Origin of the sequence: Pseudoalteromonas sp. bablab_jr010, assembly GCF_016464105.1 — a bacterium.
In the GTDB taxonomy this organism is placed as follows: domain Bacteria; phylum Pseudomonadota; class Gammaproteobacteria; order Enterobacterales; family Alteromonadaceae; genus Pseudoalteromonas; species Pseudoalteromonas simplex.
Genome location: NZ_JACDWV010000052.1, coordinates 84,413 through 107,786, shown reverse-complemented (window position 1 = coordinate 107,786; position 23,374 = coordinate 84,413). Strand labels below are relative to the sequence as shown.

Genomic DNA, 23,374 nt, shown 5'->3' with positions numbered 1-23,374 from the left:
AGTGAGAAATATAATGGCAAAAGTAAACCAAAATATTATTAAAGCGCTTGAAGAAGAGCAGCTTAAAACAGACGTACCAGCATTCGGCGCTGGTGATACAGTAGTTGTACAGGTACGTGTAAAAGAAGGTAACAAAGAGCGTCTACAGGCCTTTGAAGGTGTTGTAATCGCTAAGCGTAATCGTGGTCTTCACTCAGCATTCACAGTTCGTAAAATCTCGAGCGGTGAAGGTGTTGAGCGTGTATTCCAAACGCACAGCCCTCTTATCGATAGTATCTCAGTTAAACGTCGCGGTGCAGTTCGCCGTGCGAAACTTTACTATCTACGTGAGCGTTCTGGTAAATCTGCACGTATTAGAGAAAAACTTAACTAATACGCGCTGTTTTACAACGCAAAATAAAACGGGTTGCAGCCTTAGGTTGCAACCCGTTTTGGTTTTTATACCACAAAAATAATTTACCCCTCTGAGAGATACTCCCTTCTAACTTATCTACTTACTCCTATTTATCCCTTTATAAGCTATGCTACAAGAGCGTTGGGGCTTTGTGCTTTGGCTGTTATCCTGTTACTATAATTTGTATTAAAAGCTTTACTTTTTTGTATATAAATATTTACATTTATAGGGTTTGAGGTGTAGTAACGTGGTAACAGTGAATGATCTAGCTGATTTAAGAGCAGGAATAGATGAATGTGATGCGCAATTGGTGGCATTACTGGCAAAGCGTAATGGGATTACAGAAAAAATAGGCGCAATTAAGCAACAAATCGGAGCACCATTACATGCCCCAGATCGCGAGGCTGAGTTACTTGCAGCTCGTCGTCAAGAAGCTGTCGCACAAGGGGTTAACCCTGAGTTAGTTGAAGATATATTGCGTCGTATGATGCGTGAAGCGTATCAAAACCAACAAGGTAGCCTTGCCTGTGTTGCACCCCAATTATCACCCATTGTAATTGTGGGTGGTGAAGGTGCCATGGGCCAGTTATTTGCTCAACAATTTACTCGTTCAGGTTATGAAGTGCGTATTTTAGATAAAGCACAGCAAGCACAAAGTGAGACGATATTAAAAGGGGCAAAATTGGTTCTTGTCAGTGTGCCAATTAATGCACTTGAGCAAGTTGTCGCTGCGCTACCGACACTTGATGATGACTGTTTGCTGGTTGATATTACTTCTGTTAAGCAAAAACCTTTAAAAGCACTTATGGCGGCTCATAGCGGCCCTGTAGTTGGCTTACACCCCATGTTTGGCCCAGATATTTCACATTGGGTAAAACAAACGGTGGTCGTGTGTGAAGGGCGAGATCATGAAGTAGCTAAAGGGTTAATGGCACAACTACAAGTTTGGGGCTGCCAAGTAGTTGAAATGGATGCTAAAAAACACGATGAAGCAATGCAGATCATTCAGGTTATGCGTCACTTAACAACTTTTGTATATGGCCAGTTTCTTGCCAAGCAAAGCCATACACTTGCAGAGCTTCGCAGCTGCTCATCACCCATTTATCAGTTAGAGTTAATGATGGTCGGGCGCTTATTTGCCCAATCGCCAGAGCTTTACTCTGACATCATGTTAGCACAATTCGACGATGTAGAAGCACTGCTTGCCAACTACCAAGATACTTTTGCAGACACGCTAGAAAAGCTAAAAGCAGGGGATAAAGCATCATTGATTGCCGCATTTGCTGATGCAAAAGAATACTTCTCTGATGCAACTGCACATTTCTTAACGCAAAGCCGCAGCTTACTCAACAAAGCAAACGACGCGAAAGTGCTTGATTAAACATCTAATCTAGCAAAAAAGAGCTCTATCAAAAAAGCCCGCATCAAGCGGGCTTTTTAGTTTCAAATGTTTTGTTTTAAATAATCGTTTTAATGACCACCTAATGAGCCAGGTAACGCACCGCTATGGTGATTGATTAAGCCCCATTGATACAGCAAGTCAGTCATATCTGAAAGGCTGAATAAGGTCATGCTCAAGCCAACAATCGTCAACACTATGGTATAAGGTAGCGCCATGTATACCATGCGTCCATAAGATAGTCTTAACACAGGGGCTAATGTTGATGTAAGCAAGAATAAGAAGGCAGCTTGTCCATTAGGCGTAGCAACACTTGGTAAATTAGTACCTGTGTTAATTGCCACAGCTAATAGGTCAAATTGATCACGGGTAATTTGACCTGCCTGTAACGCAGCAGCCACTTCATTGATATACACAGTACCCACGAACACGTTATCGCTGACCATCGAAAGAATACCGTTGGCAATGAAGAACATCACCAGTTGCAGCTGACCTTCGAAAGTAAGTACCCATGCGATCACAGGTGTAAATAAATGCTGGTCGATAATAACTGCAACAACTGAGAAGAATACGCAAAGTAACGCTGTGAATGGTAGGGCTTCTTCAAATGCTTTACCTAATTGGTGCTCTTCAATAATACCGGCACTGGCCGTGGCAAAAATAATAACAGACAAACCAATTAAACCAACAGTGGCTAAGTGAAGGGCTAAACCTATGATCAACCAAACAGCAATGAAAGCTTGAATCGCTAGGTTTACTTTGTCGCGTGTAGTGCGTTTTTTCTCTAGCTTTTTAGCATGATCCGATAAAATCGTGTGGATGGGGGCAGGGAGTTTTGCGCCGTAACCAAAGGTTTTGGTTTTTTCGAGTAAGAAAGTAGTGGCAATACCTGCAATCATAACGGGTAAAGTAATAGGCAACATTCGGAAGAAAAATTCGCCAAATAACCAGCCTGCACGCTCTGCAATGATCAAGTTCTGTGGCTCGCCTACCATAGTACAAACACCGCCTAAGGCAGTACCTATGGATGCATGCATTAATAAATTACGAAGAAAAGCACGAAACTCTTCAAGCTCTTGACGATTGACTGGGCGAACTTGGTTATCGTCATTAATATCATGCTCACTGCTGGAGTCTTTGCCTGATGCTACCTTGTGGTAAATACTGTAAAAGCCCATCGCGACGGCAATAACAACGGCCATCACCGTTAACGCATCTAAGAAAGCAGATAAAAATGCGGCAGCTATCGTAAACGACAGGGATAATACGGTTTTACTTCGTACCGAAACAACCAGCTTTGTAAAGATATATAAAAGTAAGTCTTTCATAAAATAGATACCAGCAACCATAAAGATAAGTAACAGGATCACATCGATATTCTGTACTATCTCATGTTCAACTTGACCTGCTGTTGTCATGCCGATAAACAAGGCTTCAATTGCCAGTAAACCACCCGGTTGTAGCGGGTAACATTTAAGTGCCATGGCGAGTGTAAAAATAAACTCTAACACTAATACCCATCCTGCCAGATAAGGGTTAAGTTGAAATAACACCGGGTTGATTAGTAAAAACGCAATAATGGTGTATTTGTACCACTTTGGTGAAGTTCCTAAAAAATTTTTAAATAGAGCTGGTAAAACGCGCTGCTGCATGGCCATACCTATATCAGTGCTGGTTATTATTGTTAATAAATAGAAATTGATTATATCGATAGTATTGTTATTTGAAGTACTTTTAATCCAAAAGGCCATTTATTTAACTAGATCTTATAGATTTTTATGTACTGCCGAGTTAGTTTACTTGTTAGTTGCTTATCATCTGGTACAATCAGTGAGTTGAACACCAAATGCGGTAAAAGTAGTTGCTAACTCAAGTGGAAAGTGAATGAGAATTTTTAAAGCGAAAAGCCCAGCAGGTTTTGCTGAAGAATACATTGTTGAATCTATTTGGAATGGTGACTTTCCGCCTGGCTCAATTCTTCCAGCTGAGCGTGAATTATCTGAGCTGATAGGTGTTACACGTACAACCTTACGTGAAGTACTTCAGCGTCTAGCCCGTGATGGCTGGCTAACGATTCAGCACGGTAAACCTACCCGTGTAAATAACTTCTGGGAAACCTCGGGCCTGAACATTTTAGAAACGCTAGCGCGACTAGATGAAGACAAAATGCCAGAGCTTACAGATCAATTACTTTCTGCACGCACAAATATCAGTGCAATTTATACCCGTGCGGCTATTAAGCTTGCTCCTGAGCGTGTAATTGAAATTTTATCGCAAAGTGAAGAGCTAGAAGACAGTGCGCAAGCATTTGCTGATTACGATTATAAAGTTCACCATGAATTAGCAGTTGCGGGTAATAACCGCATTTACGTTCTTATCCTAAATGGCTTTAAAGGTTTCTACTCAAAAATTGGCTGCCACTACTTCTCTGATTCTCGAACTCGTGAATTAGCGCGTCAATTTTATAAAGATTTAACAGAACTGGCAGAGCGTCGTGAACACGACGGTGCGATTTCAATGATGCGTAAATATGGTCATCAAACAGGTGAAATTTGGCAACAAATTCGTGGTGATATGCCAGAAGATATCATGGACTAAGCGACCGTAATTAATATTCTATTTTGAAAACCCAGCTAAAAGCTGGGTTTTTTGTTAGTTACTTTTAAGCACCGGGAGTACTTCAGCGCTTTCATCATCAAGCATTGCTAAAACACTATTAAAATCATGTTTGGGATGCCAGCCAAGTTGCTGCTGCGCTCTAGTTGAATCGTATACTCGGTCTAAACTCGTTGGTAATAGCCAGCCTCGCTCCTTGAATGCTTCTGCTAATGCTGGGATTTTTTCAATAATGACTTTATCTGCTTGCTTATAAAGCGACTGGCAATCTTTTTTTGAATAAGGCGTAACGCCTGAAATAATAAAGCGATTAAAACCACTTAGTTTTTTCTCGATTGCACATAAATGGGCATTGGCAACATCGCGAGCGTCGATGCCACGGCTATTACGAAATAGCGCCATAATATCGGCAGGTTCAGGAAAACAGCGAGACATCTGTAATACTGTGATTGGTAATTTGTGCTTTATTGAAATAGCTTCAAGCTTGGCTTCGGCGGCAATTTTAGTTTTATGGTAAATGGATTTTGGCTTTGGAATAATATCCTCGTTTACCCAACCCGCTTGACCTAATGGCGTTGAAGCTGAACCATAGAGCGCTGTGGTGCTGGTAAAAATAAACTGTTTTACGCCTGCTTCTATACCTAACAGTGCCAGTTGTTCTGTCGCCTCCACATTTATAGTGTAAAAATCGTCGTCAGAGTGCAGGCCAACATGAGGGGCATGTAAAGCGGCTGTATGGATTATCACGTCGATGTCTTGAAGAGCTCTCTGAATTAAGTGTTGGTCACGAATATCACCCACAAAGTCAGCTGTAGAGCAGGGCGCTTTATCCATCCCAACGACATTATAATTGCTCATTAACTTGATATAAATTGCACGGCCAACCCGACCTGCTGAACCTGTGATCAAAACTTTCATTTTTCTACCTAGTCGCTTAGCTCGGCATATTTTATCAGATTTTAGCTGCTGATTTTGCAGCTCTTTGCGATTGTTTGCTTCAAGAGTTACGTAATATTTTAATAAATCAATTTTTCCGATTAGGCATATCGCTTTTTTCGATTGTTCATTTGTCTGTAACCTCATTACACTATCTTGCAATTTATCAATACTTACACTTGGTTTTTGCGTTTTAGTAACCATATCTATGTGAGTATTGCTTAGGCAATTGGAAATAAACTCAAATATTTGGAGATAAAAATGGGTGTATTAGTTGGCCGTCAGGCACCAGACTTTACTGCAGCAGCTGTTCTTGGTAACGGTGAAATCGTTGAAAACTTCAACCTAAAAGAAACTATCAAAGGTAAAAAAGCAGTTATCTTCTTTTACCCGTTAGACTTCACTTTCGTTTGTCCTTCAGAGTTAATCGCTTTCGACAAGCGTTTTGAAGAGTTCCAAAAGCGTGGCGTTGAAGTAATTGGTGTTTCTATCGATTCACAATTCTCACACAATGCATGGCGTAACACTGCCGTTGCTGACGGTGGTATTGGTCAAGTTAAATATGCACTAGTTGCAGACGTTAAACACGAAATCTGTCAAGCATACGATGTTGAGCACCCAGAAGCAGGTGTTGCTTTCCGTGGTTCTTTCCTTATCGACGAAGAAGGTAACGTACGTCACCAAGTAGTTAACGACCTTCCTCTAGGCCGTAACATCGACGAAATGATCCGCATGGTTGACGCGCTAGCGTTCCACAGCGAGCACGGTGAAGTATGTCCAGCTGGTTGGACTGAAGGCAAAAAAGGTATGGACGCAAGCCCTGAAGGTGTTGCTAAGTTCCTTTCTGAAAACGAAGGCGATCTATAATTTAGGCCTAAGTTAAAGAATTAAAAAACCCGCCAATTTGGCGGGTTTTTGTTTTTAAGCTCAATGAGATTTAGTTAAAGCGCATTGTTAGCTTAGTATAGAAATAACGACCACGTGGGTTATGTACGCTTGATACATAGCCATATAAGTCGCCATCACCATCACCGATTGCAAACGGAGGATCTTCATCAAACACGTTATTCACACCCACAGAAAGTTTAATTTTCTCTGAGAAGTTATACGCTGTTTGTAAATCAACCAGCGTTTGTGAATCAACCATACGTGATGTGTTGCTATCAAAGTCTAAATTACCGTCAAAGTCGATATCTGGCGTATCTTCAAACTCGCCCGTGTAACTAACGTTCACATTCGTGTTGAAGTCACCCATTTCCCAATTTGTTGAGAAAATCCAACGGTTTTCAGGATAACGATATTCGCCAGTGTAATCGCGGCCATCTTTCTTAAATTCGTTTTGGTAAGCCCATTCTAAATTGAATTTTAAGAAGCCGTAATCGTTCATCGCATGTGTGTAGTTAGCCGATACATCGACACCTGATACTTCTTGTGATGAGACGTTTTCAAAGGTGCTATAAACTTTTTGGATCACACCTAAGCTTTGACCATTTTGTGGTGCTAAACGCACGCAGACAGTGCTGTTTTGATCATTACAGTTTTCATCATAGATAGGGCCGAACTCTTGCTCATCTATCTTATTATCTTGTGTAATGCTCCATACATCGATTCCAAAACCAAATTCAGCGGTTGGTGCCCAGATAAAGCCCACATTCCATGACTCTGACTCCTCAGCTTCAAGGTTTGGGTTACCTGCAAATTGGATATTGTAATCTAGAGCGTTACAGTCAAGCCCTGTTGCCTGACAGCGGTAAGTATCTACAAAGAATTGACTTTCTTCCGACGGACCTAAACCAATTTGTGCCAGTGAAGGCGCGCGGAAACCTTGAGCCCACGAACCACGAACAGTGATTGAATCAGTTGGTGCCCAGCGAACAGCTACTTTAGGGTTTGTAGTTGAGCCAAAATCGCTGTAGTCATCGTATCGACCAGCTAGTTGCAGTTCTAGGTTATCAGCCAGCGGAATTGAAAACTCAATGTAAGCTGCGTATTGGTCGCGTTCAGCAGCGGCTGATACAGACTCAGTACCAAAAATTAAACCACGCTGGAATTGGTCGTCTGGAATATCGCTCACATCTTCTTCACGGTATTCAATACCTGCAGCCATCATTACTACATCATCGCCAAAGCTGAATGCTTCACCACTAATATTTGCATCAAATGAGGTCATATGAGACTCACCACGGCGCACTAAGCTTGTGGTGATACGGTCAATCACTGCCTGGTCATTATAGGTGCCACCAAATGGATTATAGTTACCTGCATCGATTTCTTGTTGTAGGAAATCAGTGCGCACCCAACCTTGGCTTCTATTACCTGTTTGCATTGATTCACTGCGACCTTTTTGAACAGCTGCTTCCCAGCTCCAGTCATTTATTTCACCTTTTAGACCGGCAACAAAGCGAAGCGTATCAGATTCAATATCCCATTGGCGAGGGCCGGCATCTACGGTTCTGTAGCGACCAATTTCGATATCTTGGCCAAACGGGTTGTTAGGATGGCTTGCAGGTACTGTAAGGCCTGCATCTTCATCAAGCGGGGTCGGTGCACCTGCTGCTTGCGACGTATTATGTTGTACTGCAACCTCTAAGAAAGCTGAAATACCATTGTCGAAGTTATATTCAAATTGTGAGATAGCACCGACACGCTCAGATGCTGGGGTTACGTAACCATACGGGCCGTAGTCAAATAAGCAGCTGCCACTTGCGGTTGCATTTTCTGCTGGGCAGGCTGGATCAATGGTTTTTTCACCATCTACATAGAAGTAGCCCGGGAAGCCACGCGATGAGCGAAAATCCATACCACCGTATGGTTCTTGGTTGGCTGTGCCTAGGCGGCCCATTTCATCAGATGAGAGTGCTGTGTTGTTAAAGTAATCAATAATAATTGATGCGCTGCTTTTCTCTGTACTGGTACCCCATACTAAACTTGCTGTTTTTTCTTCGTAGTTAGGACCATCGGTACCGCCATAACCAAGGTTTACTTCTAGGCCATTAATATCTTTCTTTAAGATGATATTAACTACACCTGCAACTGCATCAGAACCATAAATAGCAGATGCACCATCTTTTAAAATATCAATACGTTCAATCGCAGAGACTGGAATCGAGTTGATATCAACAAATGAATTGGTAATGCTTTCTGCAAAAGCACTGATAGATACACGGCGTCCGTTAATTAGTACTAATGTAGCATCAGAGCCTAAACCTCTAAGGCTAACAGCTGCAGCACCATTGGCTGTGGAGTCTTGGTTATTACCGCGAGTAGAAAATGTACCATTACCTGCAACAGGCATACGTTCTAATAATTGTTGTAAGTTATCGTAGCCCATGTTGTCGATATCTGCACGACTAATAGACTGTACTGGAGAGGGCCCTTCGATATCTGAGCGCTTAATCCGTGAACCGGTAACCTCAATACGTTCGACCTTTTCAGCTCCATCTTCTTGTGCAGCAACAGACATAAAGCTGGTGCCTGCTAATGCTGCAATGGTAAATGCATATAAAGGTCGCTGTATAAAGCGGTGGTTGCTGTTCATATAATTCAATCCTTGCTTAATTGTGAAAGTGTTGTGAATTAATCACAGTAAAGATTGATATCATGTAAACGCAAGTGAATGAAATAGCAAAAAAGGATGGGTTTTTTAAAAGGTTAGGGTAATTTTGTTTGGAAGTCAGGACTGGTAGGGGGTACGAGCCTAACAAAAAGGTTAGGCTCATTTAGGAAAATTAAGCTTTATGTTTCATCAGGCGTTCTTTTTCACGCGCCCAATCTTTATTTTTTCCGTCTTCACGTTTGTCGTGCATCTTTTTACCTTTAGCAAGGTGGAACTCCAACTTCACCCAGCATTTTTTCCAGTACATTGCAGTTGCGATTAATGAAAAACCTTCGCGTTCTGTAGCACCGATAAGACGATCGATTTCGCGCTTATTTAAAAGTAACTTACGATACCTTAAAGGATCGCAAATTACGTGAGTAGAAGCACTGTTGAGAGGCTGAATTTGACTGCCAAGTAAAAATGCTTCGCCGTTTTTAATGTGAATATAAGTCTCAGAGATGTTTACTTTACCAGCTCGGATACTTTTTACTTCCCAGCCCTGTAGTTCAACCCCTGCTTCGAACTTATCGTGTAAAAAATACTCATGACGCGCTTTTTTGTTTAGCGCGATGGTATTACTTGTCGATTTAGATGATTTTTTCTTAGCCATAGTGGCTCATATTATACGTAAAAACAGCGTTTTTACATCGCTTTTTTAAGGCTTTGCAGAAATTTTCGCGTCACTAATATTTGGGTAAATAGTCAAAGCTTGCTAAAATTCGCCGACAAAGTTGGGAGTGAATATGCCGCAAATAGAAAAAAGTGCGCTGGTAATGTACAGCAGCAAAGAAATGTTTGATTTAGTGAATGATGTAGATGCATATCCAGAGTTTTTACCACATTGCTCTGATGCTAAAATCATTACACAACAAGCCAGTGGTATGACAGCTAGTCTAGAAATATCGAAAGCAGGTTTAAAAAAGTGGTTCACTACCGAAAATACCTTTATTGATGAGCAAACGGTTGCGCTACGCCTAGTTGATGGCCCATTCAAAAAGCTACAGGGTAAATGGCATTTCTTACCGCTGGACGATAAAGCTTGTAAAGTGCAACTGCATCTTGAGTTTGAATTTGCTAGTAAGCTTATTGAGCTGGCTTTCGGAAAAGTATTTAACGAAGTCGCTAAGAATATGGTTAATGCATTTACTCAACGCGCTAAAACTGTATATGGAGTTCGCCCATGATCACTGTTGAAGTGGTTTTCGCCTTACCAACAACAGCAACCAGTTTACTGGTCGAAGTGCCTGTAGGTACTACCGCTGAGCAAGCGGTGATTAAGTCGGGCATTATCGAGAAGTGCCCAGAAATAGACGCAAATAATTTAACGCTTGGGATTTGGAATCGTACTTGCAAACTGAATCAAGAAGTAAAAGATGGCGATCGTATTGAGATTTATCGACCTCTTATTGCTGATCCAAAGGATGCACGTAGGCGCCGTGCTGAAAAAGCCAAAGAAGAGGGCCGAGCTAATAAAATTACAGGCGGGCGTCCGCTTAATAAGGCATAAAAAAGGGTAGCCTAGGCTACCCTTAATAATTTGCGCTGCTATTACTCTTGTTCAAGCGGCGTATTAAATTCGCTAGGTTGTTCATAGTCACCCGATAACGAAACAAGCTTATCGTTTTCGAAGTTAATAGTGAGTGATTTACGTTGCTCGTTGCTACGACCAAGATTGAATACGTAAAGGTAGTGCCAGGTATTTTTATCAAATGAGTCTTCAGCGACTGGCTTGCCTAGTACATACAGTACTTGCTCGCGCGTCATATTAACACGTAGCTTATCTACATCTGATTGCTCTAAGAAGTTACCTTGAGGAATGTTGATTCGGTAAACCCAGCTTGAACACCCTGCTGTAGCACTTAAAGTAAGGGTAAGTACTAACCAAAAAGAAAAAGTTTTAAACGACTGCATTATTTGTTTGAATCCTTATTTTTTATACACTGCATGATACCGATTAGTCACTGAAGGTAAAACCCTTTTCAGTAATTGTTTTTACACAAATGCGATTAACAATCAAGAGGCACAAATTTGACCACAGCAAACCCAGAAAGTTTACAGCAGCCTATAAAAAACAATGATAATTCAGAGAGTCTGTGGCATTTGTACATAGTGCAAACACGTTTGGGTCATTGGTATACGGGGATCACCACCAATGTTGAAAAGCGATTTATGCAGCATCAAGCGGGAAAAGGGGCTAAAAACCTCAAAGGCAAGGGGCCTTTAATACTTATCTATCAACAGCAAGTGGGTAATCGTAGTGAAGCAACTAAACTTGAAATAAGCGTAAAAAAGCTTAGCAAAGCGCAAAAAAGGCAGTTTGTTTTAACCTCTGAGCTACCCAAATAACTAACTTGGAAGCTTTTCAATAAATAGGGCTATTTTCGCCATGGCATATTCGAACAATGTAAAGTCGATGTGCGCAGCTGTGTCGGTGCTCTGATGATGATGTTTATCGTGTCCGATACCAAAGTAAATGTATGGGATCCCCGCTTTAGCAAACGAATAATGGTCACTTGCTCTGCGCCAATCAACTTTGAGATCAAATAATCGATTCAGCCTCGCCGACGAGCTAGTTGCCATAAAGGTTAGCTGCTCATCAGACAAAGCTTTAATGTCATCTTTATAGTGCGCTAATGATTGCTTATCTAAAAACGCATAGATACGCGGTTTTCTTGGATTCACAACAAGCATATCTAAATTAATGTTAAGTTTTATTTTGTCTGTATTAAGTGTCGATACCAAGTAATCGCTACCATGTAGGCCATTTTCTTCGGCATCGGTTGCAACAAACACTAACTGATAGCGCTGAGGGCTTTGTGCAAAGTGGTCAGCTAAATAAAGTAAAGCTGCAACGCCGCTGGCGTTATCATTGGCACCCGGGTAAAGCCGACTGCCTTGTTGCCCAAGGTGGTCGTAATGGGCTGTAAAAATAATTTTTTTACACTTTTCACAAGGGCTATTTTTTATCGCAACAATGTTTCTCCCAACCGCCTCACTAAAGAAACCTGATTGATAAGTAAAAATTTGTTCATTTACTGAATAGCCAAGAGCGACAAAGCGCTCTGCTATGAAATCGGCGGCTAATTTAGCGCCCTCGGTATTCGTTTTTCGCCCAGCAAATTGAGGTGACGTTAGCGTTATAACGTCTTGTGCTAAGTTTGTATTGGCAAAAGCGTGCCCTGTGCTTATCAGTGCAGCACTAGCGGTAATCAATAAGTTTTGCAGTATGCGAGCGAAGCGCTTGTAATTTACTTTCGTAACGCTGTTTATCATGATCAAAGTCAGCTTTATTGTTTGCCATAGTTAAATACTTTTTAGCCAGTTTTAAGTCACCCAATTGATAATAGGTTCTGGCTAAACCAAAATCAGTATCATGCAGGGTTGAATTTAAGTCACGGGCTTTTTTGTAGTGTTTTATGGCATCTTGGTAACGGCTGGTCGTATAGGCATCATTACCTAAAGAAATATGGTAATAAGGGTTTGCTTGGCGTTTCTTGTCAAGCATGGCTAATATAGCTTGGCCTTGCTCTTTACGATCGGTCAGGTTATAGAGTCTTGCTAAATTGCCTAGCGCGGTGTTGTTGTCAGGATCTAAACTAATCGCATACTGATAGGCTGTTTCAGCACTTTGGTAGTCACTCGTTAATCTGAATAATACCCCAAGGTTGCCCCATGCACCTGAGTAGTTGCTATCAATATCAACTGCTGCTTTGTAATAGCTAAAAGCAGTGTCGTAATCATGTTTTAACATCGCAGCTGCGCCCTTATTGTTATAAAACATCGCTGTGATGCGGGCTTTGTTGATGTTGCTGGTTTTAAACGCCTCTTGGCGACTGTTAGGGTCAAAGTCTATCACCAAAGAGCGCTCTTGAGGGTATATAACTTTACGATTTAACACTTGTTTTGTTGATTCACTCACTTTCAAATTGATATGCCCTGTGAGTAAGTTAAAACCATTATCCAGCGCCCAATACTCTGGGATATGCACTTTTTGAAATTGCCCTTCGAGGCCAAGATAGTCAGCGAGGCTGTAGGCTAAAATCGATAACGATAAACAGTTAGCATTTAAATTTTCGTAGGCTTGATTGGCCGTTAAGGTCGCACCAGATTGATAAGATAAAGACGCATCGCCATTTTGTAATAGAAACCTGAGTAAGCCTTTAGTACTTTGCAATGATCGACCATCTTTGGGAAAAGTACTGTCAAGTTGTTGTTTGACATGTTTGCTTAATGCAAAAATTTCTTGTTGGGTTTCAACTGAGGTTTGGGTAAACGTATTACTTTGCACCAAAGCAAGTGGTGGTGGGGCGGTGTTATTTTCTGTACTACTACACGCTGTTAATAAGCAAAAGCTTGAGGCGAAAACAATGCTAGGTAATTTCATTTGACCCTCTTAATTCTTGGCCTAATACCATTTAAGTATAGGCCGTGAATGAAAAAGGGTCAGGGTTAACTGTTACAAAACGTGTCAGCGTTTATCAAAAGTTGCAACAAGGTCATCAAGGGTTTGCGCACTGTTTGCTAAGTCTTTGATTGCTTGTTCACTATCAATTTGTTCACGCATAACGTTATCACTAATGTCACTTATTTGCTCAATGTTACGACCGACATCTGCCACTACATTACTTTGCTCTTCAGTTGCAGTTGCGATTAAGGTTGCCATATCGTTTATTTCATTGGCAGCATCGTTAATGGCATTAAGTAATTCAACAGAACTCTGCATTGCATCAACGCTCAATTGAGCTTGTGATTTCGAATGATTGATATGATTAACCACTAAATCAGACGTATTTGTTAGTTCACTGATCATGGTTTGAATTTCAGTTGTTGATTGCGACGTGCGATTTGCAAGCGCTCTAACTTCATCAGCTACAACAGCAAAGCCTCGACCGTGCTCACCCGCACGAGCAGACTCAATTGCCGCATTAAGTGCTAATAGGTTGGTTTGCTCCGAAATCCCTCTGATAGAGTCGACAATACTGGCAATCGCTTGTGTTTTGTTTGCCAGCTCGTTTACTTGCTCGGTGATATTATCGATATCACATGCCAATTCAATTATTGCTTCTTTACTTTGCGTTACCTGAGTATGGCTTTGTTCAGTGTTTTGCTTGCTATTCTCAGTGAGCTTAGCCGTGTTCGCTGCGCTTGAGGCAATTTCTTGCACTGTTGCACCCATTTCATTAATCGCCGCAGCAACCGAGATAGTTTGCTCTTTTTGATTATCAAGCGCCACTGAGTTCTTTTGTGCTTGCTGAAACACATGATCGGCGCTTTGTCTAATTTCACTACTTTCTTGAGCAACTTGGCTAATTGCAGTTTCAATCTTAGAGATAAATTGGTTAAAGCCCGCTGATAAGTTTGCAAGTTCAGGTTGCTCAGAGTCAGGAAGTCTATACGCTAAATTAGCATCACCAGAGCCTAAACGGGTGAACAACTCAGCCATTTTCGACAGCGGCGATGAAAGCGTACGTGCCAATACTAAACCTGCAAAGCTTGCAATCAACGCAATCACAATCGCAAAGCTGATGATTTGCCATTGTAAAACTTGAATGCTCGAAAACACTTCGTGCTTTGGCACTTGGGCAATAACAAACAAATCAGTGTTTTTAATTGGGCTTGCCGCCACTAAGGTTGCTTCACCATTAAGGTTGATTTCTTGTAAATTGAAGTCGCTTTGCGTTAGTAGGGCCCGTGTGATGTCCGTTTTGTAAACGTCATCCAACTTAGCTTTAGCGACTTTGTTTTCGTCTTTATGCAGCTGAATTAGGCCGTTTTTATCTGCAACAAATACAAAACCGGTTTCTTCTATTTGAAAGCGTTTAAGCATGCCCTGCATATCGTCGATACTTTTTGCAAGGCCTGCTAAACCAATGCCATTAGTTTGCTGGTGGTTCACAAACATTTTTACATCAGTCGGTGACTCTTGATAGATACTGATCGAAAAGGGTTGTGCGGTGTTAGTAAACGCGAAAAACCAACCATCTTGCTCTTTAGTTAAAACGCGCAAGAAACCGTCTTGGTTCCAATATTGTGCTGTTTCACGGTTAGCCCAAGAAGCCGTTGCTAGATCGTACTGGGTAACAAGGCGGTTAAGCTCTTTTAGCAGTGTTTTATCATCTGTATTTCCAGAGTTAGCCCACTCTAATACAAACTCGTTACTGGAGAGTTGCTCAGCTGCACTGATCATTTGATTTATATCGTGAGTAATATAATTATCAATTGCTTGTAGTTTGCTCGGTAGTTCCGATTCAATCATTCGCTGTTCAATGATTTGTTTTGCACTGTATATCGCTGTTGCGCCGATTAACGCAGCAACAATGAGGGCGATAGAACTGCCAAGTAGGGTAATTTTTTTAGTGATGGTGAATTGATTTAACGCCATGAAAGTGTCTTAGTTTACAACATTTAAGTCAGTAATTTTAGCATACACTTTACAGATGACGAATCAATGTAGGGACAAAAAAAAAGCCCAAAGCATATAAGCAATTGGGCTTGGTTTCTAACAAGCGAAACTTACTTTCCAGGGTTAAACAATTTTCTTCATTGCTGACATGTAACCACGTAGTTTGCTACCAATGATTTCAACCGGGTGCTCGCGTAGTGCTTTATTCACGGCAATCAAGGTTTGGTTATCGACTTGGTTGCTCGCACTATCAAGACCTTTACCAATAACATCTGTATCGATGTCTTTCATAAAGTCTTGTAAAAGTGGTAAACACGCGTGGTTGTATAAGTAACAGCCATACTCTGCAGTATCTGAAATAGTTCGGTTCATTTCGAAAAGCTTCTTACGAGCAATAGTGTTTGCGATAAGCGGCGTTTCGTGTAGTGATTCATAGTAAGCAGATTCTGCGATGATACCTGCTGCAGTCATGGTTTCGAAGGCAAGCTCAACACCTGCTTTAACCATTGCAACCATTAAAATACCTTGGTCGAAGAATGTTTGCTCGCTGATTTCTTGGTCGGTATTTTGTTGCTTTTCGAATGCAGTTTCGGCAGTTTCTGCGCGCCATGAGAGTAATTTTGCGTCATCTTCAGCCCAATCAGCCATCATACCGCGTGAGAATTCGCCACTGATGATATCGTCCATATGCTTGTTATAAAGTGGGCGCATGATTGTTTTAAGCTCTTCACTTAATTCAAATGATTTCACTTTTGCTGGGTTTGATAAACGGTCAAGCATGTTAGTTACACCACCATACTTAAGTGCTTCAGTGATCACTTCCCAACCATATTGGATTAGTTTTGACGCGTAACTTGCATCAATGCCTTTTTCGACCATTTTATCGAAGCAAAGTAGTGAACCAGTTTGTAACATGCCACATAGAATCGTCTGCTCACCCATTAAGTCAGATTTAACTTCTGCAATGAATGATGATTTTAGTACACCCGCACGATGACCACCGGTACCTGCTGCATACGCTTTAGCTTGCGCTAAACCATGGCCTTGAGGGTCGTTTTCTGGGTGAACCGCGATTAATGTTGGTACGCCAAAGCCACGTTTGTACTCTTCACGTACTTCTGAACCAGGGCACTTAGGTGCAACCATAATAACAGTTAGATCTTCACGGATTTGCATGCCTTCTTCAACAATGTTGAAGCCGTGTGAATAAGCAAGTGTTGCACCTTGTTTCATTAATGGCATGATGGCATTTACAACAGCCGTATGTTGTTTATCAGGTGTTAAGTTTAAAACTACATCTGCTGTTGGAATAAGCTCTTCATACGTGCCTACAGTAAAACCGTTTTCAGATGCGTTTAAGAAAGATTGACGGCGCTCAGTAATTGCTGATTCACGTAATGTATAAGAAACATCTAAGCCTGAGTCACGTAAATTTAAACCTTGGTTAAGGCCTTGTGCGCCACAACCGACAATAACGAGTTTTTTCCCTTTTAAAGCGTCTACACCATCAGCAAACTCTGCTGGGTCCATAAATTCACACTGCGCTAATTGCGCTAACTGCTCTCTCAAAGGAAGAGTATTAAAATAATTCGCCATTGTTAGTGTCCTATAAATACAATTTTGTTAGAAAATCAAAGAACCGACGTGATGTTCTTTGTATGTATTAACACTATGCAATTTTTTACCTTGCGTAAAATGATATATTTGAATTAAAGTATTTCATAAAATGAAATGGTGGCGGTATGGATCACAAACATCTTAATTACTTTTTAGCGTTAGCCAAGACGCTACACTTTGCCAGAGCGAGTGAGCTTTGCCATATCAGTGCGCCAACTTTAAGCCGTAATATTAAACAGCTCGAAGAAGAAGTTGGGGTGGTGTTGTTTAATCGGGATAATCGCACTGTCAAATTAACTCGCGAAGGTGAGTCATTCATTGAGTACGCAAATGCGACGCTGGCTAACTGGCATCGTTTTAAGGCTAATGTGCAAGAGCCGCAACAGCATGTTTATGGCAATGTCAGTATTTATTGCTCTGTAACTGCCTCATATAGTTTTTTACATCAAATACTTGAGCAATTGCGAATGCAACATCCATTTATTGAAATTACCCTTAATACCGGTGATCCCGCTCTTGCAATAAACCGTGTTTTAGATGGCCATGAAGATATGGCAATTGCCGCAAAACCTTTAAAGCTACCTGGGCAAATTGCCTTTACCAGTGTCGGGTACTCACCATTAGTATTGATAGCACCAAAAATAGCGTGCCCGATCAGCGAAAAGCTTTCTGCCAGTGAACAAATTGATTGGTCAGATTTAGAGTTTATTGTTGCTGAGCAAGGATTATCAAGGCAACGTCTTGAGCAGTGGTGGCGTAAAAAGAATATTCACGGCCGAATTTACGCTCAGGTTGCAGGCCATGAAGCGATGGTGTCTATGGTGAGCTTAGGTTTAGGTATTGCCATGGTGCCAAAGATAGTTTTGGACAACAGTCCGCTTAAAGATAAAGTGCAAATCGTAAGTGATGCTGAGCAGACTGTTGCTGGTTTCGAAATTGGTTTAGCTGTTTTGAATAAAGAGCGCCATGATCCTGCGCTCAATGCTATCTGGAGTATTGCTCAATCACTTACTCAGCAAGCTATTTAGCGTTAACGATTTGATGTTGGTATAAAAGGTTTAATTTTTGATAGTTATTTAGTATTGGTTTTTGCATTTATTTTTCGTGTTTTTTACTGGTTTTAAATGGATAAAATCCATTTTTATTGCTTTTTTTCAAGGTGTTGTTAACGTAATTTAAAATAATAAAATTTTCATGGCCTAGAATCATGATACTTTCTGCGCAAGCCGAGCATTCACTAAGTTATTCAAGTCACTGTTTAAAACAAGCTATTCCTCTCATGGTTAAGTACAAGATGCCAATAACACCGCTAAATTATGCGATTTGGTATGCGTATGTCAGCAATAAAACCCCCGAACTTAATGATGCTTTAGATAAAATTATTGATGAATTTAAAACGTGCAGCCACGAGCATGCTAAAGCGCTGTTCAACCAGTTTCTATCTAGTGATGATTTAGCATTGTTTTATCAGTTATCAGGTGGTTTTAATGATGTTGTTGGAAAGGTACATCAAGACATCAATGAAGCAATAAATTACTCAACAGAGTTTAACCAAACGCTTCAAGAATGCCATTTGAAACTAAAAAATGCAGATATCAGCCAAGAAACAGGCTTTGATGATGTACTTGATTGTGTAGAACGCCTAAGTGATGAGTCAGCGACCTTACAAAGTAGGGCACAGGACTTTCAAAATCAATTAGCACAAGCTTATGCAGAAATTACCGACTTAAAACAAGAGTTGATTAGATCGAAAGATAAAGCGCAAAGAGATCCATTAACAGGGTTATTGAATCGTGGCAAGTTTGATGAAGATATAAAGCGTTTTTGTAAAAACAATGAATTAGCTCAAGTATCAGTATTAACCATGATAGATATTGATCATTTCAAATCATTTAATGATAACTTTGGACATCAAAAAGGGGACCAAGTATTACGAGCAGTGTCTGCTAAGCTATTAAAGCATGTTTCCAGTATTGGCCAAGTCTATCGTTACGGTGGTGAAGAATTTTGCTTTACGGCCCAGTTTGCAAGTATTAGTGATATGACTAATTTCACACAGCTACTTCGCCAAACTATCGCTAAATTACAAATCAAGAAGCCAAATTCTGATAAGGTGTTGAGTCAAGTAACGGCTAGTTTTGGTATTGCGATAAAAGCTAAAAATAGTAACCCTGAACAGCTCATTGCTAAAGCTGATAAGGCGCTTTACTTAGCTAAAGAACATGGTCGCAATCGCATAGAGATTGTCGAGGAGTAACAAACTTAATCGAAATATGTATCAAATTTGTGAATACTTGTAACCTGCTGAGGACAGTTTGTTCACATCTTGATATTATGCTGACATTGCAAAATTTTCTTTGGTCGTAAAATAATAATGAAGTTTCTAACGATCAGGTTCTGCGTAGTTTTCTATGCTTTGGCGCTAGTATGTGTGGGTCAAGCGTATGCTGATGATTCTACTCGCACTGAACGTGAAAGCCGTATGGCAAATCAACAAATTGATACTGAGCAGTGGCACTTAAGTGTTAATACTGGGGCTGGGGTAATCACAAACCCATTGCATGGAGGTGACAATTTACCTTTAATACTGCTACCAGAGGTTGCTTTTTATGGTGAACAATGGTTTTTTGATAATGGTCGCTTAGGCTATTCCCTTCATGAAAGCGACACACATGTTGTTAACATTGTCACTGAATTTAACCCCGAGACCCGTTTTTTTATAGATTTTCATCCTAGTAATGTATTTGCCTTGCAAACGTCAAATAGCTTCGTTGTTGAATCAACGAGTAGTGATGAATTAGTTGAAAAGTCTGTTGTCACAACAAATGACGTAAAAAAAAGACGCTGGGCTTTAGATGCGGGCTTGAGTTATCACTATATCCGCAGTAATCATGTATTCTCTGTTCAGGTTCTAGCTGATGTCTCCGGGGTTTATAAAGGGGCTCGCAGTGCCTTACAATGGCAATCTCACCATCAGTTAGGTCGTTTAAGTATCGCACCGAGCTTAGGTGTTTGGTATAAATCGAACGAATTAAATGATTATTTTTATGGTTTATCGGCCGAAGAATCATCATACGGAGAAATAGAGGTTGGCAGTAGCTGGCAACCTTATGCTAAAATCGACGCCCGTTGGCCTCTAGGTGAGACTAACTCTCTTCGTTTTCATTTAGCATATTATGACTACTCAGCCGTGGATGACAGTCCGCTTTTTGAACACACGTATTCGATGACTGCTTTTATAGGATTCAATCATATTTTTTAATATGAAGTATTTTGTTTTTAGTCTGTGTGTGTTTGTTGCTGTTATTTGGGCTCCCCCAAGCTATGCACAAGCGACTCAGTTTGATATCACACCAAAAGTGTGTGTTGTATTACAACAGCACGAATTTTGTGATCTTGAATTAAAAATTAGCTGGAAAACTGCTCAACCTCAAGATCTGTGTTTATACCAAAATAACCAGCAAATTCAATGCTGGACTGATAGTAATAATGGGCTTTATAGCCATAAAGCGCGGGTTCAGGTTGAAACAATATACTCCTTAGTCAATCCGCACACGGGGAGCAAAGTTGCGACCACAAAAGTCGAAGTGCAAAGCACTGAAGCAAAAACAACGAGGCGTAGGTTACGTTCACCGTGGAGCTTTTTTTAAATCAGGAGCAACCAATGGCAAAGATTTTACTTGTTGAAGATGATCTCGGCTTACAGCAGTTAACACGCGATTACCTTCAGCATAATGGATTGGATGTTGCGGTCCTTGAACGCGGCGATGAAGTTTTCGAATACCTTGAGAACAATCCAGTTGATTTAATGATTTTAGATGTCATGTTACCGGGTAAAGATGGCTTTAGTGTTTGCCGTCAGGTACGCGATAAATTCAACTTACCAATTCTAATGCTTACAGCAAAAGGTGAAGACTTTGATCAAGTAATTGGGCTTGAACTAGGTGCAGACGATTATGTTATTAAGCCTGCAGAACCACGCGTATTATTAGCGCGCATCAACGCATTGTTACGCCGTGGTCAAGCTACAAACAAAGCACCAGAAGAGCTTAGCTTTGGCGATTTAACCATTGATAAAACTAGCCGCATTGTTACACTTAAAGGCAGTGAAATTACACTGACTTCTCATGAATTTGAGCTGCTTTGGTTGCTTGCTTCAAATGCAGGTGAAGTGTTAAGTCGTGAGCATGTTCATCAACATATGATTGGTCGTCAATATGATGGTTTAGACCGAACCGTTGACGTACGTGTATCGCGTATCCGTAAGAAATTAGGTGATAACAGTGATAAACCATACCGAATTAAAACAGTTTGGGGGCAAGGTTACCTGTTCGTTTCTGATGCATGGGATATGTAATCATTAATGGGGAAACTGTTTGCTAGCTTATATCTTTACATAATAGTTTCTCTGTTTCTTGTTAGTGGGGTCATAGAGCAGTTATGGCCCTATGAAGACACACAGCAACAAATCGCTCTAGATCAAGAGTTTGGTAAATCATTATGGCTATTAAGTCAAACTGACAATGGCTTAGCTAAATTACAGCAAGAGTTTAATAGCGAGCTAATTGATTTAACTGATCTCGCCCTACCAACAAACCTCAAAACACAATTACAAAATGATCACTATCTGTATCTTTTTAATCAGCAGCAGAAGGTAATTTGGTACATTACTATTAATGAGACTCAGCTATTACAAGTTGGTCCACTCTCAATATCAAATCCTAACTTTAGCTCTGTTTGGCCCTATTTTTTATTACTAGCCATTATTGGTCTTCCTATTGGTCTTTGGAGCTTGTTACTTTGGCGAGACTTTAACAAACTCACTTTAGCTTGTGAGGCGGTAGGCGGCTCGCAAGATTTCGAATTGCGTGATGCATCTAAATCATTTTTTTTGCCAATTACAGGCACGCTTAATGCTATGCAAGAGCGTATTCAGTACCTACTAGCTGCGCAGCAAGAACTGACTTCTTCTGTTTCTCATGAGTTTAGAACGCCGTTGGCGCGTTTAAAGTTTGCCGTTGCTATGCTTGAAGAGCAAATTGAAAATGAGAAATCTTATAGTTATATAGATAATATGCAGGCTGATATTGCTGAGCTTGAAGCGCTAGTGTCTGAGATGCTTGAATACGCACGACTTGATTCGCATCAACCAAGCTTAAAGCCACGTTCGTGTGACCTTACAGCGCTTATTAACAGTGTCGTGAATAAGCTCGAATTTGCTACTGATATCGATGTAGCAGTGAGTGCGCCTAGGCAGCTTTACTATGAGTGTGACGAGCATTTTATGGCGCGTTGTATTCAAAATTTATTAGGCAATGCACAAAAATACGCAAACCATAAAATTCATGTCAGCCTTGAAGAGTTGGGTGATTCAATACAAATAAGTGTTGAAGACGACGGCCCAGGGATAGCTAAGTCTGAGTGGCAAAGTATTTTTAAGCCATTTACTCGTCTAGATAAAAGCCGTGACAAGAAAACCGGCGGCTTTGGCTTAGGCCTTGCGATTGTTGCTAAAATTGTTAGTTGGCATCAAGGGCAGTCTGAGGTGTGTGATTCACCATTAGGTGGAGCTAAATTTACGATTCATTTATTTAAAAGTAACTCGCTCTAAATTGCAGGCATAAAAAAAGCGCCTAGGGCGCTTTTTAAAGATTAAAACCAAAAATAAACAAGTAGCAAAGTAATAGACCGCACCAATTTATAAAAGTTCGTAAAAAGTTTAATTATTTTCATTTAATAATGGCATGAGCATTTTTTCTAGGCCATTTAGCTTCACTTCATACATCATCGCCAGTTGTGCTCCTAATTTAGAGTCTGGAAATCCTTGCTGTTTAAACCAAACTAAATAAGGCTCAGGGAGTAACAATAAAGGGCGGCCAGCATACTTTCCAAATGGCATCTTAGTATTTATGGCACGTTTGAGTTCAGCTGTATCCATCTTTATCTCAAAGAAACTTTAAAGTTAGATGATACGGTAAAAATAAGAGAGAAAATAGGCTGTGACGGGCAAGAAACAGCCTATTTAGTGAGGGAGGTAGGCCCTCAGAATAGATACTACTAGAGTAATGCCTAGTAGTTAGTGTAATTGATATCGAGGTTTTTTTGAAAAACCGAGCTGTTGCAATTGCAATGCAATAGACGGATCATCAATTCTTTCTGGTGTTTCTGCATCTCTCAGAAAGTGATCATTAGGTACCTGATAGATATCGAGCATCTTGTTAAAAAGCACCGCCCTTATATCCATTGGGGTCATGCCATTTTGTTGTAATTCATCAAGCTGCTGCTGAATGTCTGAAAGTTTCCCAGAACGCGCATCATCCGTGTCTGCCAAAACTTCGTTGGTAAACTTATTCTTCATTTAAACAACCCTAATCAGTTTACAGTTACGCATATGCTAGTCGTAATATGCTT

General features: G+C 40.7%; 24 protein-coding genes. 13 read left to right on the top strand and 11 right to left on the bottom strand.

The window, feature by feature from the left end:
* Positions 1–13 precede the first annotated feature (13 nt).
* Positions 14–373, top strand: coding sequence for a 50S ribosomal protein L19 (gene rplS, locus JIG37_RS03475; RefSeq protein ID WP_054551733.1), 360 nt, complete (start codon positions 14–16; stop codon positions 371–373).
* A gap of 268 nt (positions 374–641) precedes the next feature.
* Positions 642–1,775, top strand: a complete 1,134-nt coding sequence (gene tyrA, locus JIG37_RS03470) for a bifunctional chorismate mutase/prephenate dehydrogenase (protein ID WP_138601546.1) — start codon at positions 642–644, stop codon at positions 1,773–1,775.
* Positions 1,776–1,864: 89 nt separating this feature from the next.
* Here tyrA and nhaB read toward each other — a convergent pair whose 3' ends face one another.
* A complete protein-coding gene (gene nhaB / locus JIG37_RS03465; RefSeq protein WP_199528701.1) occupies positions 1,865–3,445 on the bottom strand; it encodes a sodium/proton antiporter NhaB in 1,581 nt (526 codons plus the stop codon).
* Between the two features lie 232 nt (positions 3,446–3,677).
* On the opposite strand from nhaB, the gene fadR reads away from it, so the two are divergent.
* The gene (fadR, locus tag JIG37_RS03460) at positions 3,678–4,391 is read left to right on the top strand and encodes a fatty acid metabolism transcriptional regulator FadR (protein WP_054561887.1); all 714 of its coding nucleotides are present in this window, start codon (positions 3,678–3,680) and stop codon (positions 4,389–4,391) included.
* 54 nt (positions 4,392–4,445) lie between these two features.
* Here fadR and JIG37_RS03455 read toward each other — a convergent pair whose 3' ends face one another.
* Entirely contained in the window at positions 4,446–5,327 is an 882-nt protein-coding gene (locus JIG37_RS03455; RefSeq protein WP_199528700.1) for an NAD(P)-dependent oxidoreductase, read from the bottom strand.
* Positions 5,328–5,606: 279 nt separating this feature from the next.
* Between JIG37_RS03455 and JIG37_RS03450 the strand changes: the two genes are divergently transcribed.
* Positions 5,607–6,212 (top strand): peroxiredoxin C, encoded by a 606-nt coding sequence (locus tag JIG37_RS03450; protein ID WP_054551729.1) that lies wholly within the window; start codon positions 5,607–5,609, stop codon positions 6,210–6,212.
* Between the two features lie 70 nt (positions 6,213–6,282).
* Here JIG37_RS03450 and JIG37_RS03445 read toward each other — a convergent pair whose 3' ends face one another.
* Together JIG37_RS03445 and smpB are read right to left on the bottom strand one after the other, a co-directional pair.
* Complete coding sequence (locus JIG37_RS03445; RefSeq protein WP_228482563.1) at positions 6,283–8,808, bottom strand: TonB-dependent receptor; 2,526 nt, start codon at positions 8,806–8,808, stop codon at positions 6,283–6,285.
* A gap of 265 nt (positions 8,809–9,073) precedes the next feature.
* The gene (smpB, locus tag JIG37_RS03440; protein WP_054551727.1) at positions 9,074–9,553 is read right to left on the bottom strand and encodes an SsrA-binding protein SmpB; all 480 of its coding nucleotides are present in this window, start codon (positions 9,551–9,553) and stop codon (positions 9,074–9,076) included.
* A gap of 133 nt (positions 9,554–9,686) precedes the next feature.
* Between smpB and JIG37_RS03435 the strand changes: the two genes are divergently transcribed.
* Positions 9,687–10,127, top strand: coding sequence for a type II toxin-antitoxin system RatA family toxin (locus JIG37_RS03435; protein ID WP_054551726.1), 441 nt, complete (start codon positions 9,687–9,689; stop codon positions 10,125–10,127).
* Complete coding sequence (locus JIG37_RS03430; protein WP_138601550.1) at positions 10,124–10,450, top strand: RnfH family protein; 327 nt, start codon at positions 10,124–10,126, stop codon at positions 10,448–10,450. The genes JIG37_RS03435 and JIG37_RS03430 overlap by 4 nt, the downstream gene beginning before the upstream one ends.
* A 41-nt stretch (positions 10,451–10,491) precedes the next feature.
* Here the strand turns inward: JIG37_RS03430 and bamE are convergent, their stop codons facing one another.
* On the bottom strand, positions 10,492–10,854 hold the full coding sequence (gene bamE / locus JIG37_RS03425) for an outer membrane protein assembly factor BamE (RefSeq protein WP_054551724.1): 363 nt from the start codon (positions 10,852–10,854) through the stop codon (positions 10,492–10,494).
* A gap of 117 nt (positions 10,855–10,971) precedes the next feature.
* Between bamE and JIG37_RS03420 the strand changes: the two genes are divergently transcribed.
* Complete coding sequence (locus tag JIG37_RS03420) at positions 10,972–11,289, top strand: GIY-YIG nuclease family protein (RefSeq protein ID WP_199528698.1); 318 nt, start codon at positions 10,972–10,974, stop codon at positions 11,287–11,289.
* Here the strand turns inward: JIG37_RS03420 and JIG37_RS03415 are convergent, their stop codons facing one another.
* The 4 genes from JIG37_RS03415 to ilvC all read right to left on the bottom strand — a co-directional run bounded on the left by JIG37_RS03415 (position 11,290) and on the right by ilvC (position 16,942).
* Complete coding sequence (locus JIG37_RS03415) at positions 11,290–12,156, bottom strand: M20/M25/M40 family metallo-hydrolase (protein ID WP_199528697.1); 867 nt, start codon at positions 12,154–12,156, stop codon at positions 11,290–11,292.
* Positions 12,143–13,327, bottom strand: a complete 1,185-nt coding sequence (locus JIG37_RS03410) for a tetratricopeptide repeat protein (RefSeq protein WP_199528696.1) — start codon at positions 13,325–13,327, stop codon at positions 12,143–12,145. The genes JIG37_RS03415 and JIG37_RS03410 overlap by 14 nt, the downstream gene beginning before the upstream one ends.
* Positions 13,328–13,411: 84 nt before the next feature.
* Complete coding sequence (locus JIG37_RS03405) at positions 13,412–15,325, bottom strand: methyl-accepting chemotaxis protein (RefSeq protein ID WP_166339001.1); 1,914 nt, start codon at positions 15,323–15,325, stop codon at positions 13,412–13,414.
* A gap of 144 nt (positions 15,326–15,469) precedes the next feature.
* Positions 15,470–16,942 (bottom strand): ketol-acid reductoisomerase, encoded by a 1,473-nt coding sequence (gene ilvC, locus JIG37_RS03400; protein WP_199528695.1) that lies wholly within the window; start codon positions 16,940–16,942, stop codon positions 15,470–15,472.
* 146 nt (positions 16,943–17,088) lie between these two features.
* Here ilvC and ilvY point away from each other — a divergent pair, with 146 nt between their 5' ends.
* The 6 genes from ilvY (at position 17,089) to JIG37_RS03370 (ending at position 22,574) form a co-directional block, all read left to right on the top strand.
* Positions 17,089–17,991, top strand: a complete 903-nt coding sequence (gene ilvY / locus JIG37_RS03395) for an HTH-type transcriptional activator IlvY (protein ID WP_199528694.1) — start codon at positions 17,089–17,091, stop codon at positions 17,989–17,991.
* A 179-nt stretch (positions 17,992–18,170) separates the two neighbouring features.
* Positions 18,171–19,220 (top strand): GGDEF domain-containing protein, encoded by a 1,050-nt coding sequence (locus tag JIG37_RS03390; RefSeq protein WP_054551717.1) that lies wholly within the window; start codon positions 18,171–18,173, stop codon positions 19,218–19,220.
* A gap of 225 nt (positions 19,221–19,445) precedes the next feature.
* A complete protein-coding gene (locus JIG37_RS03385; protein WP_138617086.1) occupies positions 19,446–20,225 on the top strand; it encodes a MipA/OmpV family protein in 780 nt (259 codons plus the stop codon).
* 1 nt (position 20,226) lies between these two features.
* Positions 20,227–20,613 (top strand): DUF3019 domain-containing protein, encoded by a 387-nt coding sequence (locus JIG37_RS03380; protein WP_054551716.1) that lies wholly within the window; start codon positions 20,227–20,229, stop codon positions 20,611–20,613.
* A gap of 14 nt (positions 20,614–20,627) precedes the next feature.
* On the top strand, positions 20,628–21,320 hold the full coding sequence (locus JIG37_RS03375; RefSeq protein WP_054551952.1) for a response regulator: 693 nt from the start codon (positions 20,628–20,630) through the stop codon (positions 21,318–21,320).
* 6 nt (positions 21,321–21,326) lie between these two features.
* Positions 21,327–22,574, top strand: coding sequence for an ATP-binding protein (locus tag JIG37_RS03370; RefSeq protein ID WP_054551715.1), 1,248 nt, complete (start codon positions 21,327–21,329; stop codon positions 22,572–22,574).
* 108 nt (positions 22,575–22,682) lie between these two features.
* Here the strand turns inward: JIG37_RS03370 and JIG37_RS03365 are convergent, their stop codons facing one another.
* Both JIG37_RS03365 and JIG37_RS03360 read right to left on the bottom strand, forming a co-directional pair.
* Positions 22,683–22,901, bottom strand: coding sequence for a DUF3820 family protein (locus JIG37_RS03365; RefSeq protein WP_054551714.1), 219 nt, complete (start codon positions 22,899–22,901; stop codon positions 22,683–22,685).
* 138 nt (positions 22,902–23,039) lie between these two features.
* Positions 23,040–23,321 (bottom strand): hypothetical protein, encoded by a 282-nt coding sequence (locus JIG37_RS03360; protein ID WP_054551713.1) that lies wholly within the window; start codon positions 23,319–23,321, stop codon positions 23,040–23,042.
* Positions 23,322–23,374: the final 53 nt, after the last annotated feature.

What these genes read in the sequence shown, in the direction of transcription:
- ilvY (WP_199528694.1), top strand. Translation starts at nt 17,089, where the DNA reads ATGGATCACAAACATCTTAATTACTTTTTAGCGTTAGCCAAGACGCTA.
- JIG37_RS03430 (WP_138601550.1), top strand. Translation starts at nt 10,124, where the DNA reads ATGATCACTGTTGAAGTGGTTTTCGCCTTACCAACAACAGCAACCAGT.
- JIG37_RS03380 (WP_054551716.1), top strand. Translation starts at nt 20,227, where the DNA reads ATGAAGTATTTTGTTTTTAGTCTGTGTGTGTTTGTTGCTGTTATTTGG.
- smpB (WP_054551727.1), bottom strand. Translation starts at nt 9,553, where the DNA reads ATGGCTAAGAAAAAATCATCTAAATCGACAAGTAATACCATCGCGCTA.
- JIG37_RS03455 (WP_199528700.1), bottom strand. Translation starts at nt 5,327, where the DNA reads ATGAAAGTTTTGATCACAGGTTCAGCAGGTCGGGTTGGCCGTGCAATT.
- JIG37_RS03410 (WP_199528696.1), bottom strand. Translation starts at nt 13,327, where the DNA reads ATGAAATTACCTAGCATTGTTTTCGCCTCAAGCTTTTGCTTATTAACA.
- JIG37_RS03360 (WP_054551713.1), bottom strand. Translation starts at nt 23,321, where the DNA reads ATGAAGAATAAGTTTACCAACGAAGTTTTGGCAGACACGGATGATGCG.
- JIG37_RS03370 (WP_054551715.1), top strand. Translation starts at nt 21,327, where the DNA reads ATGGGGAAACTGTTTGCTAGCTTATATCTTTACATAATAGTTTCTCTG.
- JIG37_RS03375 (WP_054551952.1), top strand. Translation starts at nt 20,628, where the DNA reads ATGGCAAAGATTTTACTTGTTGAAGATGATCTCGGCTTACAGCAGTTA.
- bamE (WP_054551724.1), bottom strand. Translation starts at nt 10,854, where the DNA reads ATGCAGTCGTTTAAAACTTTTTCTTTTTGGTTAGTACTTACCCTTACT.
- nhaB (WP_199528701.1), bottom strand. Translation starts at nt 3,445, where the DNA reads ATGCAGCAGCGCGTTTTACCAGCTCTATTTAAAAATTTTTTAGGAACT.
- JIG37_RS03385 (WP_138617086.1), top strand. Translation starts at nt 19,446, where the DNA reads ATGGCAAATCAACAAATTGATACTGAGCAGTGGCACTTAAGTGTTAAT.
- fadR (WP_054561887.1), top strand. Translation starts at nt 3,678, where the DNA reads ATGAGAATTTTTAAAGCGAAAAGCCCAGCAGGTTTTGCTGAAGAATAC.
- JIG37_RS03435 (WP_054551726.1), top strand. Translation starts at nt 9,687, where the DNA reads ATGCCGCAAATAGAAAAAAGTGCGCTGGTAATGTACAGCAGCAAAGAA.
- JIG37_RS03405 (WP_166339001.1), bottom strand. Translation starts at nt 15,325, where the DNA reads ATGGCGTTAAATCAATTCACCATCACTAAAAAAATTACCCTACTTGGC.
- JIG37_RS03390 (WP_054551717.1), top strand. Translation starts at nt 18,171, where the DNA reads ATGATACTTTCTGCGCAAGCCGAGCATTCACTAAGTTATTCAAGTCAC.
- rplS (WP_054551733.1), top strand. Translation starts at nt 14, where the DNA reads ATGGCAAAAGTAAACCAAAATATTATTAAAGCGCTTGAAGAAGAGCAG.
- JIG37_RS03445 (WP_228482563.1), bottom strand. Translation starts at nt 8,808, where the DNA reads ATGTCTGTTGCTGCACAAGAAGATGGAGCTGAAAAGGTCGAACGTATT.
- ilvC (WP_199528695.1), bottom strand. Translation starts at nt 16,942, where the DNA reads ATGGCGAATTATTTTAATACTCTTCCTTTGAGAGAGCAGTTAGCGCAA.
- JIG37_RS03365 (WP_054551714.1), bottom strand. Translation starts at nt 22,901, where the DNA reads ATGGATACAGCTGAACTCAAACGTGCCATAAATACTAAGATGCCATTT.
- JIG37_RS03450 (WP_054551729.1), top strand. Translation starts at nt 5,607, where the DNA reads ATGGGTGTATTAGTTGGCCGTCAGGCACCAGACTTTACTGCAGCAGCT.